Annotated in this window: 18 protein-coding genes and 7 tRNA genes; all 25 read left to right on the top strand. The window is 33.2% G+C overall.

The genetic code is table 11. The features are described from left to right. Positions 1 to 54: 54 nt before the first annotated feature. On the top strand, positions 55 to 642 hold the full coding sequence (locus tag EV214_RS15465; protein WP_132247353.1) for a hypothetical protein: 588 nt from the start codon (positions 55 to 57) through the stop codon (positions 640 to 642). 237 nt (positions 643 to 879) lie between these two features. After that, on the top strand, positions 880 to 2,976 hold the full coding sequence (locus EV214_RS15460) for an N-acetylmuramoyl-L-alanine amidase family protein (protein ID WP_165916413.1): 2,097 nt from the start codon (positions 880 to 882) through the stop codon (positions 2,974 to 2,976). Between the two features lie 212 nt (positions 2,977 to 3,188). Then, positions 3,189 to 5,288 carry an N-acetylmuramoyl-L-alanine amidase gene (locus tag EV214_RS15455; RefSeq protein WP_132247349.1) on the top strand — a complete coding sequence of 700 codons (2,100 nt, stop codon included), beginning with the start codon at positions 3,189 to 3,191 and terminating at the stop codon, positions 5,286 to 5,288. 153 nt (positions 5,289 to 5,441) lie between these two features. Then, positions 5,442 to 5,963, top strand: coding sequence for a DUF2179 domain-containing protein (locus tag EV214_RS15450; RefSeq protein ID WP_132247347.1), 522 nt, complete (start codon positions 5,442 to 5,444; stop codon positions 5,961 to 5,963). Positions 5,964 to 6,044: 81 nt separating this feature from the next. After that, on the top strand, positions 6,045 to 7,073 hold the full coding sequence (locus tag EV214_RS15445; protein WP_132247345.1) for a GerMN domain-containing protein: 1,029 nt from the start codon (positions 6,045 to 6,047) through the stop codon (positions 7,071 to 7,073). 107 nt (positions 7,074 to 7,180) lie between these two features. Continuing rightward, positions 7,181 to 7,879, top strand: coding sequence for a purine-nucleoside phosphorylase (gene deoD / locus EV214_RS15440; RefSeq protein WP_132247343.1), 699 nt, complete (start codon positions 7,181 to 7,183; stop codon positions 7,877 to 7,879). 251 nt (positions 7,880 to 8,130) lie between these two features. Beyond that, positions 8,131 to 8,904: a ribonuclease PH gene (gene rph / locus EV214_RS15435; protein ID WP_132247341.1), complete on the top strand. Its 774-nt coding sequence runs from the start codon at positions 8,131 to 8,133 to the stop codon at positions 8,902 to 8,904. Next, positions 8,897 to 9,493, top strand: coding sequence for an XTP/dITP diphosphatase (locus tag EV214_RS15430; protein WP_132247339.1), 597 nt, complete (start codon positions 8,897 to 8,899; stop codon positions 9,491 to 9,493). Before rph ends, EV214_RS15430 begins: the two co-directional genes overlap by 8 nt. A gap of 21 nt (positions 9,494 to 9,514) precedes the next feature. Further along, the gene (locus tag EV214_RS15425) at positions 9,515 to 9,976 is read left to right on the top strand and encodes a metallophosphoesterase (protein ID WP_243116689.1); all 462 of its coding nucleotides are present in this window, start codon (positions 9,515 to 9,517) and stop codon (positions 9,974 to 9,976) included. Between the two features lie 178 nt (positions 9,977 to 10,154). Next, positions 10,155 to 10,231 (top strand) — tRNA-Pro (locus EV214_RS15420). Positions 10,232 to 10,307: 76 nt separating this feature from the next. Then, positions 10,308 to 10,381 (top strand) — tRNA-Gly (locus EV214_RS15415). Between the two features lie 9 nt (positions 10,382 to 10,390). Next, a tRNA-His gene (locus EV214_RS15410) sits at positions 10,391 to 10,466 on the top strand. A 7-nt stretch (positions 10,467 to 10,473) separates the two neighbouring features. Then, positions 10,474 to 10,549: transfer RNA gene (locus EV214_RS15405), tRNA-Gln, on the top strand. Positions 10,550 to 10,552: 3 nt separating this feature from the next. Next, positions 10,553 to 10,628: transfer RNA gene (locus EV214_RS15400), tRNA-Lys, on the top strand. A 5-nt stretch (positions 10,629 to 10,633) separates the two neighbouring features. Further along, a tRNA-Gly gene (locus tag EV214_RS15395) sits at positions 10,634 to 10,707 on the top strand. A gap of 58 nt (positions 10,708 to 10,765) precedes the next feature. Further along, a tRNA-Arg gene (locus tag EV214_RS15390) sits at positions 10,766 to 10,842 on the top strand. A gap of 290 nt (positions 10,843 to 11,132) precedes the next feature. Then, complete coding sequence (locus EV214_RS15385; protein ID WP_243116688.1) at positions 11,133 to 11,471, top strand: DUF3870 domain-containing protein; 339 nt, start codon at positions 11,133 to 11,135, stop codon at positions 11,469 to 11,471. 193 nt (positions 11,472 to 11,664) lie between these two features. After that, positions 11,665 to 12,564 carry a DUF4392 domain-containing protein gene (locus tag EV214_RS15380; RefSeq protein ID WP_165916412.1) on the top strand — a complete coding sequence of 300 codons (900 nt, stop codon included), beginning with the start codon at positions 11,665 to 11,667 and terminating at the stop codon, positions 12,562 to 12,564. Positions 12,565 to 12,654: 90 nt separating this feature from the next. Beyond that, positions 12,655 to 12,789, top strand: a complete 135-nt coding sequence (locus EV214_RS19415) for a hypothetical protein (RefSeq protein ID WP_279233139.1) — start codon at positions 12,655 to 12,657, stop codon at positions 12,787 to 12,789. Between the two features lie 337 nt (positions 12,790 to 13,126). After that, positions 13,127 to 14,245 carry an aldo/keto reductase gene (locus tag EV214_RS15375; RefSeq protein WP_132247331.1) on the top strand — a complete coding sequence of 373 codons (1,119 nt, stop codon included), beginning with the start codon at positions 13,127 to 13,129 and terminating at the stop codon, positions 14,243 to 14,245. A 178-nt stretch (positions 14,246 to 14,423) separates the two neighbouring features. Then, complete coding sequence (locus tag EV214_RS18840; RefSeq protein ID WP_165916411.1) at positions 14,424 to 14,567, top strand: hypothetical protein; 144 nt, start codon at positions 14,424 to 14,426, stop codon at positions 14,565 to 14,567. A 38-nt stretch (positions 14,568 to 14,605) separates the two neighbouring features. Further along, on the top strand, positions 14,606 to 14,764 hold the full coding sequence (locus EV214_RS18835; protein WP_165916410.1) for a hypothetical protein: 159 nt from the start codon (positions 14,606 to 14,608) through the stop codon (positions 14,762 to 14,764). 392 nt (positions 14,765 to 15,156) lie between these two features. Beyond that, positions 15,157 to 16,440 carry a trigger factor gene (gene tig, locus EV214_RS15370; protein ID WP_132247329.1) on the top strand — a complete coding sequence of 428 codons (1,284 nt, stop codon included), beginning with the start codon at positions 15,157 to 15,159 and terminating at the stop codon, positions 16,438 to 16,440. A 26-nt stretch (positions 16,441 to 16,466) separates the two neighbouring features. Next, a complete protein-coding gene (clpP, locus tag EV214_RS15365; RefSeq protein ID WP_132247327.1) occupies positions 16,467 to 17,051 on the top strand; it encodes an ATP-dependent Clp endopeptidase proteolytic subunit ClpP in 585 nt (194 codons plus the stop codon). A 17-nt stretch (positions 17,052 to 17,068) separates the two neighbouring features. After that, positions 17,069 to 18,343 carry an ATP-dependent Clp protease ATP-binding subunit ClpX gene (gene clpX / locus EV214_RS15360; protein WP_132247325.1) on the top strand — a complete coding sequence of 425 codons (1,275 nt, stop codon included), beginning with the start codon at positions 17,069 to 17,071 and terminating at the stop codon, positions 18,341 to 18,343. Positions 18,344 to 18,475 lie beyond the last annotated feature (132 nt).

Genomic DNA, 18,475 nt, shown 5'->3' with positions numbered 1-18,475 from the left:
ATAATGACCAAGATGAGTGCGTTTATTTTGAATGAATCTTTAGGAGGTGCACCTATGTTATTTTTAGATTATGGACAGACGGGTGTAATTTATCATATTATTAGTCTTACAGATTTAAAAAAAACACTAAGAACAGGGATTGTTTTTGATGATAAAGTAACCTATAAAACAAAATATGATGGATTTCATCAATGTATAGATAAACAAAAGTCAGACGCAGTACCTAATTGGGTAATAAGAAGTAGGGCAATCTTTGCCAGTATGAACTATCCCAAAACCCATAAATTTCATTCTCATAGTGCGATTCTGTCTATTAAAATAAACCCTAAAAAATGCTGGATAGCAAATGAGAATTGTGCCAATGAAATCTATGAGCCATACATACTCCGAAATATAAAAGGTTTCGAAGCATGTAGTCATTATTTAGAAACCAAAGGAAAAAGGCTGTTAAAAAAATATTGGGAAACATCATTGAGTTTTGAAGAAAATCTAAAGGTAAGAATAGATAAAAAGAAAGGGTATGATGCGGAAGTACTTGTTAACCATTCTATTAAGCCTGAAGATATTCGGATAGAATATATTCTTTCAGATCACAGGATTTTGTGTGTAGAAGAATGGAAAAAAATATTTTGTGTCCAATGATTTAAATAAGAGAAAAGGATGTAATATGCAAAATAATGCAGATTTGTTCAAATAGGTCTATATTTTTGGAAATATATAGCGTATGTTAAATCTAAATTACAATAGAGGCGTAGAAGTTGACATAAGTTTTATAAAGATGATATAACTGTATGTAGAAGAAAAATTGTAAAATATAGAGATCTAGCGTATGTAATTTTAAAAATGGTGATTACTGTGATGAAATTAGGGGGACAAATAATGAAACGTATCGTATCAGTTTTTATTGTGCTTATTATGATTCTAGGAATGTTTACGACTTCTTTTGGCTTGAAGATAGAAAGAACTTTTATAGAGATTGCAGATGGGGTTACTGGAAAGACTGGAGAAGTATATCATGTAAACCTTTTAATGGGTGGAAAAGATATATATACAGACGTTCCGTCACTTCTTTACACCATTAATAACAAAAGCCGTACGTTGGTTCCTATTCGATTTATAGTTGAAAACTTAGGTGCAAATATAGCGTGGAACCAAGAAAAACGTGAAGCGACAATTACTACTGAAGAAAAAAGCATTATATTAAAAATTGATAGTGCGACAGCCATTGTAAACGGTGAAAAAATGCAACTTCCTAATAACGTTCCAGCAAAGCTTTTAGGATATGAAGGGAATTTTAGAACCATGGTTCCTTTACGTTTTGTAGCAGAGCAGCTTGGAATGGATGTAAACTGGATACAAGAAACCACTACAGCAACGGTTGATTTCCCAAAGCAATCTATAACTTCCATTGAAGCCATTACGTATAAAGATACACCGCGTGTTGTGATCAAAACGACGGGAACGGTAAATGTTTCTCCAATCTATCTACCTGGAAGTAAATTTGGAGGGACAGATCGGTTGATTTTAGATATACCTAATGCGAATTTTAATATAAATGATCAATCCTTTCGGAAGGACGGTAGTGGCATAAGAAAAAAAGTGTATGATAATGGGATTATGACCATTAGTGTTTCACCGCTTGATATAAATCCTAGAAATATAACAAGAGTTGCAATCGAATTAGCAATGCCAAGGGGATATGATGTTTCTTTTGATAAAGAAAAGAATGAGATTAAGGTAGATTTTTTAAATACTGTAAAAAATATAAAAGTAGAAAAAAGAAATAATGTAGATGCAATTGTTATACATACAGATGAGGTTCCAGTGTATAATATTATAGACTTAGGCGAGCGGGTAGTTGTAGATGTTTTAAATGCCAAATTAAAGTTTAATAAAGAGGAGATTACCGTTTCTCAAAAAGGGATCAAAAAAATTCGAACAGCACAATTTGTTCCAGATGACAACTATGAGAAAGAGGATAAAGTCGTGCGTGTTGTACTAGACCTTGAGAAAGGACAAAGCTTTGAAAATATATTTGTTGAACACGAAGGAATGGATATACTTATTTATGTAAATGATAGACCACTACAAGGATTTGATTATCAAAAACAAAGTATAAACCAGTCTATGCTCACATTATCATTAGAAGAAAAAGACAAATATGATACAGAGTATAATGCTGCAAGCAAAGAACTTGTACTAAAAATACCTAAAAGTAAAATGGCTCTTATAGATACTGTATTCAATATTGATGACAATATGGTAAAATCTATAGAGATTGATGATGCAGATAAAACGTACTATGATATAAAAATAAAACTGACAGATGGAACAGAATATAAAATTGAAACAGAATATGAAGAACTGTATGCAATCAAAGTAGCATTTAAGAATAGTAAAGTTGATCATTCTAAATATAATGGAAAAATGATTATCATTGATGCGGGTCATGGTGGAAAAGATCCAGGGGCTCATAGTAGTAGATTAAATTTACAAGAAAAGGCTTTAGCATTAGATACAGCAGAAAGATTAAGTAAGTTATTAGAGGAAGCTGGTTTTAATACGTATATGACAAGAGATAATGATACGTATGTTGGATTATATGAAAGAACAGAAATAGCAAATGGATTAAATGCAGATGCATTTGTAAGCATTCACTATAATTGGCATCCAAACAAAGAAATAAGTGGGGTAGAAGTACTTTACAATGGAGATGATCTTACACGAGACAATAAAACTTTTGCCAAAATTGTTCAAAATGAAATGGTAAAAGAATTAAAAGCTATAGATCGAGGGGTTGTGCATAGACCTAAATTAGTTGTCATAAGAGAAACAAATATGCCTGCTGTCTTAGCGGAAATGGCATTTATATCTAATGTCACGGAAGAAGGAAAAGCCAATACAGAAAGCTACAGACAAAAATGTGCACAAGCATTATTTAACGGGATCACAAGATATTTTGATGAAGTACAATAGAAGGAAAAAGAGATGCATCAAGTTTGCATCTCTTTTTCAATATATACATTTAAAGATATTATTACATCTCAATTACAAATAGAATAAGGAAATTGACAGGAGTTTTATTAAAATGATATAACTGTAAGAAGGAAGATAAAAGTGTCGAAAATAAAATATTTCTGTTCTTTTTTGAGCAAAGGGATGAAGTATTATAATTAGGGGGATAAATAATGAAGCGTATAATGTCAATTTTGCTTGTATTTACAATCGTTTTTAGTATGTATACGACTACTTTTGGAGTGAAACTTGAGCAAAGTAATATAGAAGTTGTAGATGGCATGTCTACAAAAACACAGAAAGTACGAAGTGTAAATCTTTTGATGGGAGGAAAAGATGTTTATACAGATGTACCACCTCTTCTTTACACCATCAATAAAAAAAGTCGAACTTTGGTGCCTATCCGATTTGTTGTGGAAAATCTAGGGGCAAAAATAGAATGGAATCAAGAAAAACGTGAAGCTACAATTACAACGGGAGAAAAGATTGTTGTACTAACGGTAGACAGCGCTGTAGCCAGTGTGAATGGAAAAAAAGTGAATCTTCCAAACAATGTGCCAACAAAACTTTTAGGCTATCAAGGAAATTTTAGAACCATGGTACCTTTGCGATTTGTAGCGGAACAGCTTGGTATGGATGTAGGGTGGATTCAAGAGACGACTACTGCGACCGTTGATTTCCCAAAACAATCTATAATATCTGTTGAATATGACGACACAAAAGTGATTTCGCAGATGGTGATTAAGACTACAGGGATGGTTGATTTTACTTCAATGTATTTGCAGGGAAGCAAATATGGTAGCTATGATCGATTGGTTTTAGATATTCCAAATTCAAATTTTGCTATAAAAGATGATTCTTTTGAAGAAAGTAACGGCTTGTTGAACAAAACAATTAATATGGATGGAATTAAGGCTATTAGAGGATCTATATTTGAAAATAGTCCTAGGAATATAACGAGGTTTGTAATTGATTTGGAGATGCCAAAAGGCTATCATATTTCTTATGATAAAGAAATAGGAGGCATTAAGGTTGAATTTTTAAATAGTGTGAAAAATATAAAAGTAGAAAAAAGAAATAATGCGGAGGCAATTGTCATTCACACAGAAGAGGTACCAATATATAATATTATGAATTTAGGAAATAAAGTAGTGGTAGATGTTCTAAATGCAAAACTTAAAGTTGAAAGTAATGAAGTTTCTGTTTCAACTAGTGGGATTAAAAGAATTCGAACGGCGCAATTTGCACCAGATAACAATTATGATAAAGATGATAAAATTGTTCGAGTTGTTTTAGATCTTGAAGAAGGACAGAACTTTGAAAATATATTTGTTGACAGTGAAGATACAGATATATTAGTTTATGTGAATAATAAGCCGTTGCAGGGGTTTGACTATCAAAAGCAAGATATTAATCAATCTTTATTAAAATTAGTATTAGAAAGTGTAGGAGAATATTACATAGATTATGTTCAAAACAATAATGAACTTATGCTAAAAGTTCCAAGAGATAAAATTGAGTTAAAAAATACACAACTAAATATTGATGATCATATGATAAAGACGATCAGTATTAATGATTCAGTAGATAATGAATACTACTACATAAGTGTAAAACTAACAGATGGAACAGGCTATAGAGTTAAAGGAGAACAGATTACGAATGAAATTACAATAGAACTAGAAAACAGAAATATTGGGGCTTCTAGGTATAGTGGAAAACTCGTTGTAATAGATCCAGGTCATGGAGGAAAAGATCCAGGTACTCATGGTAGTAGATTAAAGATGAATGAGAAAGATCTGGCGTTAGATACAGCATTAAGACTGAATAAATTATTAGAAGAAGCTGGATTTAAAACGTATATGACAAGAACAGATGATACCACCCTTGATTTATATGGAAGACCAGAAGTAGCAAATGGATTAAATGCAGATGCGTTTGTGAGCGTTCATTATAACTGGACACCTAATAAAGAGGTTTCAGGAGTACAAACTCTTTATTTTGAAAATGACCCAAGAGATAATAAAACTTTTGCGAGAATTGTTCAAGAGGAAATGGTAAAGGGCTTAAATGCTACAGATCGAAACATTGTGGACAGACCAAACTTAGTTGTTATAAGAGAAACGAATATGCCAGCAGTCTTAGCAGAAATGGGGTTTGTGAGTAATGCGAGAGAAGAAGAATTAGCGGCTACAGAAAGTTACAGACAAAAATCAGCACAAGCATTATTTAATGGTATAAAAAGATATTTTGATGAAATTGTATTAAAATAATATGGAGGAGATGCCTTAATTTGGCATCTCCTTTGCTAATAAAATAATTTTAATGCGTTCATTATAATATTATAAAGAATAGTATTCTCGAAAGATAGAAATCCGTATATAATGAGTGGGGAGTATAAATAGAAAATATTAGGAGGGAAAATTATGGGGGTATTTTTAGGGTATTTATTAATTGCTGGTTCAAGAGTTGCGGATGTATCTATTTCAGTTATTCGTACAATTCTATTGGTCCGTGGGAAGAAGTATCAAGCTGCTGCTCTAGGGGTTGTAGAAATACTTATATATATTTTCGTACTACAAAAAATCATGACCCAGCTAAATGATATAGGGAATTTAATTGCATATGCATTAGGATTTGGTACAGGACAGATTGTGGGGGTATATTTAGAGCAAAAGATGGCAATTGGAGATGTAACAGCACAAGTAATCACAAAGGAAGATGAAACAGGGTTAGTTGAAGTATTAAGAAATGAAGGTTTTGGTGTTACAGTGATACAAGGATATGGACGAGATGGTATCAGGTACATTCTTAATATTGTACTACAAAGAAATATGCTTCCTAAATTGAATAAACTATTGAATCAATTTGACAAAGGTGCTTTTATCACTATTATGGATACAAAACATATCCGTGGAGGCTATTTGAAGAGAATGAAAAGAAAATAAGTCAAATTTTTGGTTTTAGACATAGTATCCTTCCCTCTTTAATATAATTTTATATAGATAGTTATTGGGGGGGAGAAGCGGATGAAGGTGAAAAGAGTAGTTTCAATTTTTTTGTTAATATGTATGGTGGTAAGTTTAGTTGGATGTACAAATCCGATTAGCATGGTGAAAGGTTTATTTGAAGATGGAGATCAAGCTGCTTCAAATATTATTGAAAGCTTTGATGATACACAAAACGATGATACACTTAGAAATACAGTGCTATATTATAAAGATGAAAAAGGATTTTTAGTACCTGTTATGAAAAAACTACCTTGGACAGAGGGACGGGGAATCGCTAAAACAGCATTAAGAGCAATAGTGGATAGTCCAACAAACAAAAAGGATATTGAGGAAATTGGATTACTTCCAGTTATTCCAGCAAATACAGAAATAAAAGGAATGAGTATTCGAGAAGGACTTTGTAAAGTAGATTTTAGTAGTGATTTTCTAAATTACTTTAGTAAGGAAGAAGAAGCAGCATTGGTTAAAGCTGTTGTATATACATTGACTGAATTTCCAACGATTGATTGTGTTCAAATTATGATTGATGGGAAAATCCCTACAACGCTTACCTATGATACAAATGTAGCACAAGCAATCACAAGAGATAATATTAATTATGTAAGTGCTACACCTAGTGAAGATAAAGTGGTTGTATATTATGAAGGAACAACGAATGGATTAGAATCTTATTTTGTACCGGTTACAAAGGCTGTAGAAAAGGAAGCAGTAGCTTCCGTAAATTTACTAGACGCATTAGATGCTTTAGTTGAAGGTCCTCCAGAAGGACTAGGGCTTTACAGTGAGATTCCAAAGGGAACCCATATAGTAAGTGTAGATGTAAATGATAGCATAGCTTGTATCAATCTTTCTGAAGAAATATTAGATATTGTAGAAAATGATCAAGCAGCAGATAGTGTGGCAAAATCATTTGGTTTGACGATAAAAGAGCAGTATCCAGATATTGCTGGTGTGAAGCTTCTTGTTGATGGAAAGGAATTGAAAATAGGAGACAAAAGTAAAGAAAAACCTATGGCTGTACCAACTTTTGCAAATCAATATGAGTAAAAAAAGCAGTGGAGAGCTCCATTGCTTTTTTTTTAAAATATAGATAATGGATAAATAATAAAAAATGGTATAAAATGAATGTGAATATAGTTAGAGGAGGAATGCAAATGACAGTCCATATAGGAGCAAAAAAAGGAGATATTGCAGAAACGATTCTTTTACCAGGAGATCCGATGCGTGCAAAATATGTAGCTGAAAACTTTTTAGAAAATGTTGTGTGTTATAATGAAGTACGTGGAATGTATGGTTACACAGGAATGTATAAAGGAAAAAGAGTTTCAGTTCAAGGAACTGGGATGGGTATGCCGTCGATTGGTATTTATTCATATGAATTGATCACTGAATATGATGTGAAAAATTTGATTCGTATCGGCTCATGTGGTTCCTTTCAAAAAGATGTAAAAGTAAGGGATGTAATTTTAGCGATGAGTGCTTCATCAAATTCAAGATATGATCATCACTATGGGGTACCAGGAAACTATGCTCCTACAGCTAGCTTTGAATTGCTACTAAAGGCAAAACAAGCAGCCGATAAAAAGGGGATTGATACAAAGGTAGGAAATATACTTTCTAGTGATGTTTTCTATAATGACGATAGAGATGCTTGGAAAAAATGGGCTAATATGGGTGTGTTGGCGGTAGAAATGGAAGCAGCAGCACTATACATGAATGCAGCAAGGTTAGGTGCAAATGCACTGACAATTCTAACTGTAAGTGACAGTTTAGTTACATTCGAAGAAACCACAGCTGAAGAAAGAGAAAAAACACTTACAGATATGATAGAAATTGCTTTAGAATTGGCTTAGCATAAAATGTTTAAGATGCGCTAGTTATCTATATTCTAAAAAATCTATACTTTCCGAACAAGTAAAAAAGGGCTTCTATGAAAAAATAGGAGTCCTTTTGAAAATTACTAGCTTTTTATAAGATGGATAGAATAAGAATATATTTTTGATAAATGACTTTATAAAGGGATAAAATAATGTGAGATGCAATACCTAGAATAGTGTGGTAAAATAATTTAGAGTTATAAGGAATACGAGAGGAAGATGAAAACATGAGATTTGATGGTAGAAAAGAAAATGAATTAAGAAAAGCTACAATAACAAAGGACTATTTAGCCTATGCAGAAGGCTCAGTACTTATAGAGATGGGAAATACAAAGGTAATATGTACAGCTTCTATAGAAGAACGCGTGCCACCATTTTTAAAGGGGAAGGGTACTGGATGGATTACAGCAGAATATGGAATGCTTCCGAGATCTACACAAACAAGAAAAATAAGAGAATCAAGTAGAGGAAAAGTTGATGGAAGAACGCAAGAAATTCAAAGACTTATTGGAAGAACACTACGTTCTGTAGTGGATTTAGAGGCTTTAGGAGAAAGAACGATATGGATAGACTGTGATGTGATGCAGGCAGATGGGGGTACAAGAACAGCATCTATAACAGGTGCATTTGTAGCACTTGTACAAGGATTACACAAACTGTATGAGGCAAAACAAATCAAGATATTACCTATAAAAAATTATGTCTCAGCTGTAAGTGTAGGAGTAGTAAATGGAGAGGCATTACTGGATTTGTGCTATAAAGAAGATTCAAACGCAAAAGTAGATATGAATGTGATTATGACAGATAAAAAAGAATTTGTAGAAATTCAAGGGACGGGTGAAGAAGCACCTTTTAGTAGACAAGAATTAAATAATCTTTTGGCGTTAGCTGAAAAAGGGAACGAAGAATTAATAGCAATGCAAAAAACAGCACTAGGGAAATTAGGAAAACTAATTGGGGCATCAAATAAAGAAGAGTCAGGAGGAGGTATGGGTGAATAATATAGTTATTGCATCAAAAAATAAACATAAGTTAGAAGAAATTAAAGAGATTTTAAAAGATTTTCCACTGGCAATAAAAGCTATGGATGAAGTTGGATTAGAACAACTGGAGATCATAGAGGATGGGGAAACTTTTGAAGAAAACGCTATGAAAAAAGCAGAGGAAGTAATGAAAAAAACTGGAGCTATTTCCATTGCAGATGATTCAGGACTAGAAGTTGAAGCTATAAACAATAAACCAGGGATATATTCAGCAAGATTCTCTGGAGAAGGCGCCACAGATGATAAGAACAATAAAAAACTATTGGATATGCTAAAAGATATACCTGTTGAAAAAAGAAAGGCACGCTTTGTATCTGTTATTTCTGTTGTATTTCCTGATGGCAGAAAAATTAGCGTTAGAGGAGAATGTGAAGGTAGCATAGGATTTGAAGAAAAAGGATATAATGGATTTGGATATGATCCACTATTTATTGTGCCAAAGTACAATAAAACATTTGCAGAATTAGGACCAGAATTAAAAAATAAAATGAGTCATAGAGCTAAAGCATTGGAAAAATTAAAAGAAAAATTGACATATCTATTATAGGGGGAATGAACCTTGAAGATTGTGGTAATGAGTGATACCCATGGAAGGATCGAAGTAGCACAAGATATTATGGCAGAAATGAATGAAATTGATTTATTGATCCACTTGGGAGATCACTATGAAGATGCCATATTTCTTGGAAAATACATGAATATAAAAGTAGCAGCTGTAAAGGGAAACTGTGACAGAGAAGAAGCGCTAAAGGAGATTATTTTAGAACTCGAACGACATAAGCTTTTCTTAGTACATGGACATCAATATGGTGTGAAGATGAGTTTAAATAAAATTTATTATAAAGCATTAGAATTAGGGTGTGATATTGTATTGTTTGGACATACACACATGGCTGTGAATATAAAACATGATGGGGTATTGCTTATGAATCCAGGAAGTCTTAGTCTGCCTAGAGACGGTTCTAGGGCTTCTTATGGAATCATTGAGATTGAAGGAGAAAATGTGATTAGTAGTATTATTGAAGTATAACCTTAAGATATTTTGTTAATAATAAATCAATGAAAGTATCAAAAAACGTTGTTATAACGAGAAAAACATGCAATGATAAAGAAAAACAATGGAGAAACCATATAAATAATGTTAAACTCAGATTATGGTTTTTGACTTTATACTGAATATGATTTATACTATGTTTGTTAGCAAAAAATGGGGTGTAGCGCAGTTTGGTAGCGCATCTGGTTTGGGACCAGAGGGCCGCGGGTTCAAATCCTGCCACCCCGACCAATTATATTTATATAAAAAAAGTTGACAAGCTAATAATATTGTGATATTATATTATCTTGTTGGGGCAATGAAATATGCGGATGTAGTTCAATGGTAGAACTTCAGCCTTCCAAGCTGATAGCGTGGGTTCGATTCCCATCATCCGCTCCATAAAATATGGTGGGTGTAGTCAAGTGGTTAAGACACAGGATTGTGGCTCCTGCATGCGTGGGTTCGAACCCCATCACCCACCCCAAATATTGTGGGGTATCGCCAAGTCGGTAAGGCACCAGATTTTGATTCTGGCATCCGTAGGTTCGAGTCCTGCTACCCCAGCCATACGACCTATTAGCTCAGTTGGTAGAGCACTTGACTTTTAATCAAGGTGTCCCGCGTTCGAGCCGCGGATGGGTCACCATCTTTGCGGATGTAGTTCAATGGTAGAACTTCAGCCTTCCAAGCTGATAGCGTGGGTTCGATTCCCATCATCCGCTCCAATTCGATTAAAGTTAGCATTTATGTGCTAACTTTAATCATATTATTATAAAATAGCATGCGTCCTTAGCTCAGTTGGATAGAGTGCTAGACTTCGAATCTAGGCGTCGGGGGTTCGAGTCCCTCAGGGCGTGCCAATAAATAAAACCCTAATACATTTGTATTGGGGTTTTATTTTTAAATATTCTAAAAATTTCTTAATAAACCTTTGTTATATCGTATTTGAAATACATAAATTATATATAATAGGAATGGTGTTATAGTAGATAAAATGTTAAAATGAGAACATAGTAGCGAAGAAAGGTACATGATGAAATGAACATATAAGCATCATAAAAATATAACAATGTAGATGAAAATTCAAAAAAAAGTTCAGAACAAATTTGTTAGAATGCATAAATAATATATAGAGGAGGATCAATGATTGGTGTATGAAAAAAATACAATTTATATTTTAGGAACGTCAAAAATCAGTAAAAATGATCCAATTGCAGCATTGTATGATATACTATTTGTAGGAATTATATTAGAAAGAGAAAGTGGAAAAATCATGGACTTAACTTGTAATATGGTGAGAGATGTGACCAGTGATTTTATCAAAGCTATATTGATAGGTTATCATCTTATTGATGATATAGATGATATCATTGGTGAAATACAAGATCGATTTCATGGAATGGCGCAAAAGGCAGTGATTGCAGCTGTAAAAGATGCACGAAATAAGTATATAATGATTCAGACGAATAGCGTGAAGTCGAAGATATAGTCGTTACGAATAACTTAATAAACTGTTTTATTCGCTCAGTATATGGATTTGTCTCTATATATATCGGCAAATAAGACCCAGTGGCTAATAAATTGCACTGGGTCTTTATGTATTTTTGTAATATAAGACAGGAATGTGATTTCATAAAAGATTTATCAATACAAAATAAATTGAATAAAAGGAGTAGATGACCTTGTATAAAAAATATTTTGAACAAATAGAGAAGATCGTTAGAAAAAATTTGGACAAAAGAGGAATGGATCAAATTAGATTAGTAGGAGAACTTGAAAAAGGAGCCAGGGAGTTATGGACAAGTGCAACAGTTTTTATTGTTACGGGGTTTTGTATAAGAGATACGCTTACAGGAGAAACAGATGGACCGATTGGGGCAATATCTTTAGCAGGTGCACTAGAACAATTAGGCAAAAAAGTAGTAATTATAACAGATAAATATTCTAAAGAGATTTTGGAGAGGTGTTGTGTGGTGAAAAAAATTTGTGCGCCTGTAGAAAGTGTACCCCATAAGGCTGCTAAAAGCTTTTGCGACCAATTAATAGAAGATTATAAGCCATCCCATATCATAGCAATAGAAAGACCTGGAAGAGCAAAGGATGGACATTGTTATTCTATGAGAGGAGAAGATCTTAGTGATATCGTCCCTAATACGGACATCTTGTTTGAAAGAGCAATAGAACGCGGCATAACGACGCTCGCTGTTGGGGATGGTGGAAATGAAGTGGGAATGGGAAAAGTTAGATCTTTTGTTGTACATTATGTGCATCAAGGAGAAAAAATATGTGCAGCACTAAGTTGCGATTGCCTTTTAGTAGCAGGGGTATCTAACTGGGGTGGACATGCTCTAACAGCAGCCCTTTCTTTATTAAGTGATAGCATGTTACTGCATGATATGTATACAGAAATAAAATTATTAAAAAGTATGGTTGAAGTAGGAGGGGTAGATGGATGTACGAAAAAGAGAGCATTGACAGTGGATGGTTTGAGCTTAGAAGAGAATATTGAAATTCTTCAAAAATTAAGGCTTTTAGTAGAATTGGCAATGGATGAGCAGAAGAAAAATATACGTGCTATATAAAAAATAGTAAAAAATTCTTATTTGTCGAATGATTTATGTAGGAATTCTGACTTATTTGTCGAAGTAGACATACATGAGGAGGATGATAGTATGGATAAGTTAGATAGAAAAACTATTGAAATACTGGAAAAAATTCTGAAGCGCTTAGAGCATGTGGGAGAAAATATAGATTGGAAAGAATTAGAATTATGTGATGCAAATAAAATAAATTGTTTTTTAAATTAACGCGTGAATGTTTAATGTGAAAAACTGTATTTTAAACCTTGTGTAGATTATACTATTAAAAATATATTTTTTGAAAGTTATAGCATATGGTTGGAAAAATTATCTTTGACTACTTGATGAAATATTAATAAAATAGGAGATGTTCCTTGAAAGGGTGTAATCTAAGGAATGTCTCTTTGTTTTAAAACAGAATGAATGATCTAATGGGATTAAAGAAATAATTTAAAATTGGAAGGCATATAGATTTGAATAAGGGACAAGAAAAAGTAATTGAGATAACAAACAAGATTAGGAAATTTATTTTAATTGTCCCTAGATGATGGAGGGTGAGAGAAGGATGATTTATACAGAATATGGGAAAACTGGAAAAAAGGTTTCTGCTGTAGGTTTTGGTGGGATGCGGTTTGATCTTTCAAAAAGTGATGAGGAAAATGCTGAAATTGTAAGATATGCAAGTAGTAAAGGGATCAATTATTTTGATACAGCGCCAGGGTATTGTGATGATAGAAGTGAAAAGATTTTTGGCATTGCCTTTAAAGATATGCCAAATGATTTTTATGTTTCTACAAAAGGGATGCCTATACAGTATGATACGGCTCAGAAAGCGAAGGATGCGGTGAAACGATCCATCAAAAGACTTGGCGTAGATAAGATTAATTTTTATCATGTATGGTGTCTTAGAAAGATGAGCAACTATGAGCTTGCTATGAAACCAGGTGGCCAATACGAAGGACTTTTAGCTTGTAAAGAAGAAGGATTAATTGATCATATTGTTTTTTCTTCCCATCAACCAGGACATGAAATTAAACATATCTTAGATGAAGAGAAATTTGAGGGGGTGCTCCTAGGAGTCAATATTCTGAATTTTCCTTATAGATGGGATGGGGTTTTAAATGCTTATGAAAAAGGATATGGGGTAGTAGCCATGAACCCTTTAGGTGGAGGGACTATTCCACAGCATGAAAAAGAACTTTCGTTTCTAAGTACAGACGGGGAGACACCCACTGAAGCAGCACTTCGATTTAATATTGCATCTCCTCAAATTACAGTAACTTTAAATGGATTTACTACAAAGGAACAAATTGATATGGCTTGTCGCATTGCAGATGAAGGAAACACTTTTGAACCATATGATTTAGAAAAAATCAAGAGTCGTTTAGGAAGAAATATGAATACAGTATGTACAGGTTGTGGCTATTGCTGGGATTGTCCAATGGAAATTCCTGTACCTGCTTATATGCAGTTTTATAATGAAAAACAGATGTTTGGAAAAAGTGAAGAAGAACTTAAAAAGGAATTAAAGCGCGTATGTGAATGGGGATTTTTAGCAGTCCGTAAAGGAAGTGCAAAAGATTGTATAGAATGTGGGAAGTGTGAAGAGGCTTGTACCCAACATTTACCTATCATAGATCGATTAAAAGAAATTGCTAAGTGGGAAAGCTGTATAGAGGATTAGGTAGAAGAACAAAAGCTAAGAATCAATTGATTCTTAGCTTTTGTTGTATTTTTGACAAAAATGCATGTATGACTTCAAAACTGATGTAAAAAAAAATACACGTATACAATTGACAATTCTGTATACGTGCATTATAATATATTTAAATACAAACTATGGTTTAACGGAGGGAAAGAATATGAGAAAAGAGAATTATAATACTGAGAGAATGAAGGGCTTAGAAAAATGTGGTGCAATCACTTGTATTCACTGTGTAGCGGGATTATGTAGTAATTGTAAAGGCTGTGACTTTTATGAAAGAACTTTTATACAAGAAGACTAATCATAGGTGAGATTAAAAAAACAAGGAGGCTAAAAAATATGGAAGCTAAAAATATAAGGAAAAATAATTACAATGAAGAAGTAATGAATAATTTAGAAAAATGTGGTGTTGTTACATGTATTCATTATATAGGTGGATATTGTGACCGTTGTGGTAAATGCGATTTATATGAGAGAACTTTATTACAAGAGAATTAATGATAATGAATAGACGAAAGAAAAAATAATAGATGGAGAAAATATGAAGAAGAAAAAAAATAGATGATAAAAGCAGAATGAAAAGAGGGGTTCTGCTTTTATTTTATTGTGGATACATATTGAAATATTTATCAAAAAAGATTGCATAAGGATTACATCATGATATAATGTGTATATAAAATTAAAGACCAATGGATGCCCATTGGTCTTTGAAGTGTGAATATATTCTTCGCGCAATGGCAAAACTGACTAAATAATATGCGAAATTACTTTCGTAAAGTTTTAAAAAAATAGTTGACATAGAAATTTTATGTTATAATATATAGGTTAAAAAGTCTAAAAATCCAAATAGTCTATGAAGAATATTAAGTGATAGAGGAGGAAAAAAAGAAATGAGTGCAACAGTTGTAAAAAAAGAAAATAATGAAGTAACCTTAAAGATCATAGTGACAGCTGAAGAATTTGACAAAGGGATACAAAAGGCATATAGCAAAATGAAAGGAAAGTTTAACATTCCTGGATTTAGAAAAGGAAAAGCACCAAGAAAAATTATTGAAATGCAGTATGGTGTAGAAGTTTTCTATGAAGAAGCAATTAATGCAGTATGGCCAGTAGCATATGAAAATGCTATAGATGCGCATAAGTTAGAGCCAGTAGACAGACCTTCTTTAGATGTTGACGATATTGTAAAAGGGCAAGATGTAGTGCTTAATGTGACAGTAACAGTAAAGCCTGAAGCAACGCTTGGAGATTATAAAGGTATAGAAGTGGAAAAAAAAGAGTATAATGTTACTGACGAGGATGTAGAAAAGGAAATTGAAAGTTTAAGAGAGAGAAATGCAAGATTGATCGCTGTAGAAAGACCTGTAAAATCAGGAGATACAGTAATTATGGACTATGCAGGTTTTGTAGGAGTTGAACAATTTGAAGGTGGTACTGCAGAAAAGCAAACACTAGTAATTGGATCAGGTCAATTTATTCCAGGATTTGAAGAGCAATTAATTGACGTAAAAATAGGAGAAAAAGTAGAAGTAAAAGTAACTTTCCCAGAAGAATATCACTCAAAAGAATTAGCTGGAAAAGATGCTGTATTTAAAGTAAAAGTACATGAAGTAAAAGAAAAAGAAATGCCAGAACTTGATGATGAGTTTGCAAAGGATGTAAGCGAGCATGATACATTAGATGCACTAAGAGAAGAGATTAAAAATAAACAAGAAGAAGCTGCAAAAAATAAGGCAGAACAAGAGATAAAGAATGATGTAATCAAAAAAGTAACGGAAAATGTACAAATTGATATACCAGAAATCATGGTAGAACATCAAATAGATGATATGTTAAATGAATTTGGGCATCAGTTACAATATCAAGGGCTAAATTTAGATACATATCTACAATATACAGAAACAAAAATGGAAGATATGAGAGAGCAAATGAAAGAAGATGCATACAATAGAGTGAAGACGCAATTAACTCTTGAAACAATTGGGAATCTTGAAAATATTGAAGTAACTGAAGATGAAGTAGATATTGAATTAGAAACTTACGCAATACAATACAAAATGGAATTAGAGAAATTCAAAAAGACATTAAGAACTTTTGATTATGAAAATATCAAAGCGAGTATCAAAGACAGAAAGACAATAAATTTCTTAGTAGAAAATGCAAAAATTGCATAAATTATAAGGGTGGGAGGGATTATATTATGGCGTTAATTCCAATGGTTGTGGAACAAACCAATCGAGGAGAAAGATCCTATGATATCTATTCTAGGCTTTTAAAAGATAGAATTATATTCTTAGGAGATGAAGTGAGCGATCATACTGCTAGTCTTGTTGTAGCACAGCTTTTATTTTTAGAAGCTGAAGATCCAGATAAGGATATTATGATCTATATCAATAGTCCAGGGGGAAGTGTTACTGCTGGAATGGCAATTTATGATACAATGCAGCATATAAAGCCCGATGTTTCTACAATATGTATTGGTATGGCTGCGAGCATGGGTGCTTTTTTACTTGCAGCTGGTGCAAAGGGAAAAAGATATGCACTACCCAATGCAGAGATCATGATTCATCAGCCTTTGGGTGGTACGAGAGGGCAAGCTGAAGATATCCGTATTCATGCTGAAAGAATTTTAAAAACGCGTAGTACACTTAATAAAATCCTAAGTGAGAGAACAGGCCAACCACTAGAAAGAATCGAAAAAGATACAGATCGAGATAATTTCATGGAAGCAGATGATGCTGTAGCGTATGGTTTGATAGACAAGGTGATCACTTCTAGGAAATAAGAAAGAGAGGTGAAAGGATGTCAAGATTTGATGAAAAGAAACAGTTAAAATGCTCTTTTTGTGGTAAATCTCAAGATCAAGTAAGAAGATTGATTGCTGGTCCTAGTGTATATATTTGTGACGAGTGTATCGAACTATGTCAAGAGATTATTCAAGAAGAATTTGATGAAACCATTGAACTAGAGATGACAGATTTGCCAAAGCCACAAGAAATAAAAAAGGTTTTAGAAGAATATGTTATTGGGCAAGATAAGGCAAAAAAAGCATTAGCTGTTGCAGTGTACAATCACTATAAAAGAATTAATCATCAAGGAAAAAACGATGATGTTGAACTTCAGAAAAGTAATATTTTGATGCTTGGACCAACAGGGTCAGGGAAAACATTACTTGCACAAACCTTGGCAAAAATATTAAATGTACCTTTTGCAATTGCTGATGCTACATCTTTAACAGAAGCAGGATATGTAGGAGAAGATGTGGAAAATATTTTGCTAAAGCTTATTCAAGCAGCAGATTATGATGTGGAGAGAGCAGAAAAAGGGATCATCTATATAGATGAGATTGATAAGATTGCTAGAAAATCTGATAATCCTTCTATCACTAGAGATGTAAGCGGTGAAGGGGTACAACAAGCCCTTCTTAAAATTTTAGAAGGTACTGTAGCGAGTGTTCCTCCACAAGGAGGAAGAAAACATCCACACCAAGAATTTATTCAAATTGATACCACGAACGTATTGTTTATTTGTGGGGGTGCTTTTGACGGTGTAGAAAAAGTAATTCAAAAAAGAATAGGACAAAAAGCCATGGGCTTTGGAGCAGATATTCAAAGTAAAGTAGTAAAAGATTTGGGCACGTTACTGGATAAAATTCGACCAGAGGATTTGTTACGCTATGGACTTATTCCAGAGTTTGTTGGAAGATTACCAGTTGTAGTGACACTACATCAACTAGATAAGGAAGCTTTGTTAAGAATACTAAGCGAACCGAAAAACGCTTTGGTAAAACAATATAAAAAGCTTTTTGAAATGGATGGTGTAGAATTAGAAATAGATGAAGAAGCACTCAAGGCTATTGCGGAAAAAGCAATTGAAAGAAAAACGGGGGCAAGAGGCTTAAGAGGGATCGCTGAAGGAATTATGCTAGATGTTATGTATGATATTCCATCAAGAACGGACATTAAAAAATGTGTAATTACGAAGGATACTGTTGAAAATGCAACTGAACCGACTTTAGTACTTTCTGAAAGCAAAAAAAGAACAACAAAAAAGAAAAAAGAAGAAACTGCATCTTAATAGATAGGTGAATCAATAGATTCACCTATCTGTTTTTTTACAAATAGATAGGGTTTATATCTTGTTTATTTTATGTATAATAGATTGTAGAGGCTAATAAGGATTTGATTTATGTCAAGAGATATTCAATCT

The sequence above is a fragment of the Marinisporobacter balticus genome, from assembly GCF_004345705.1.
In the GTDB taxonomy this organism is placed as follows: Bacteria; Bacillota; Clostridia; order Peptostreptococcales; family Thermotaleaceae; genus Marinisporobacter; species Marinisporobacter balticus.
This window is presented reverse-complemented; position numbering and strand designations above follow the sequence as displayed.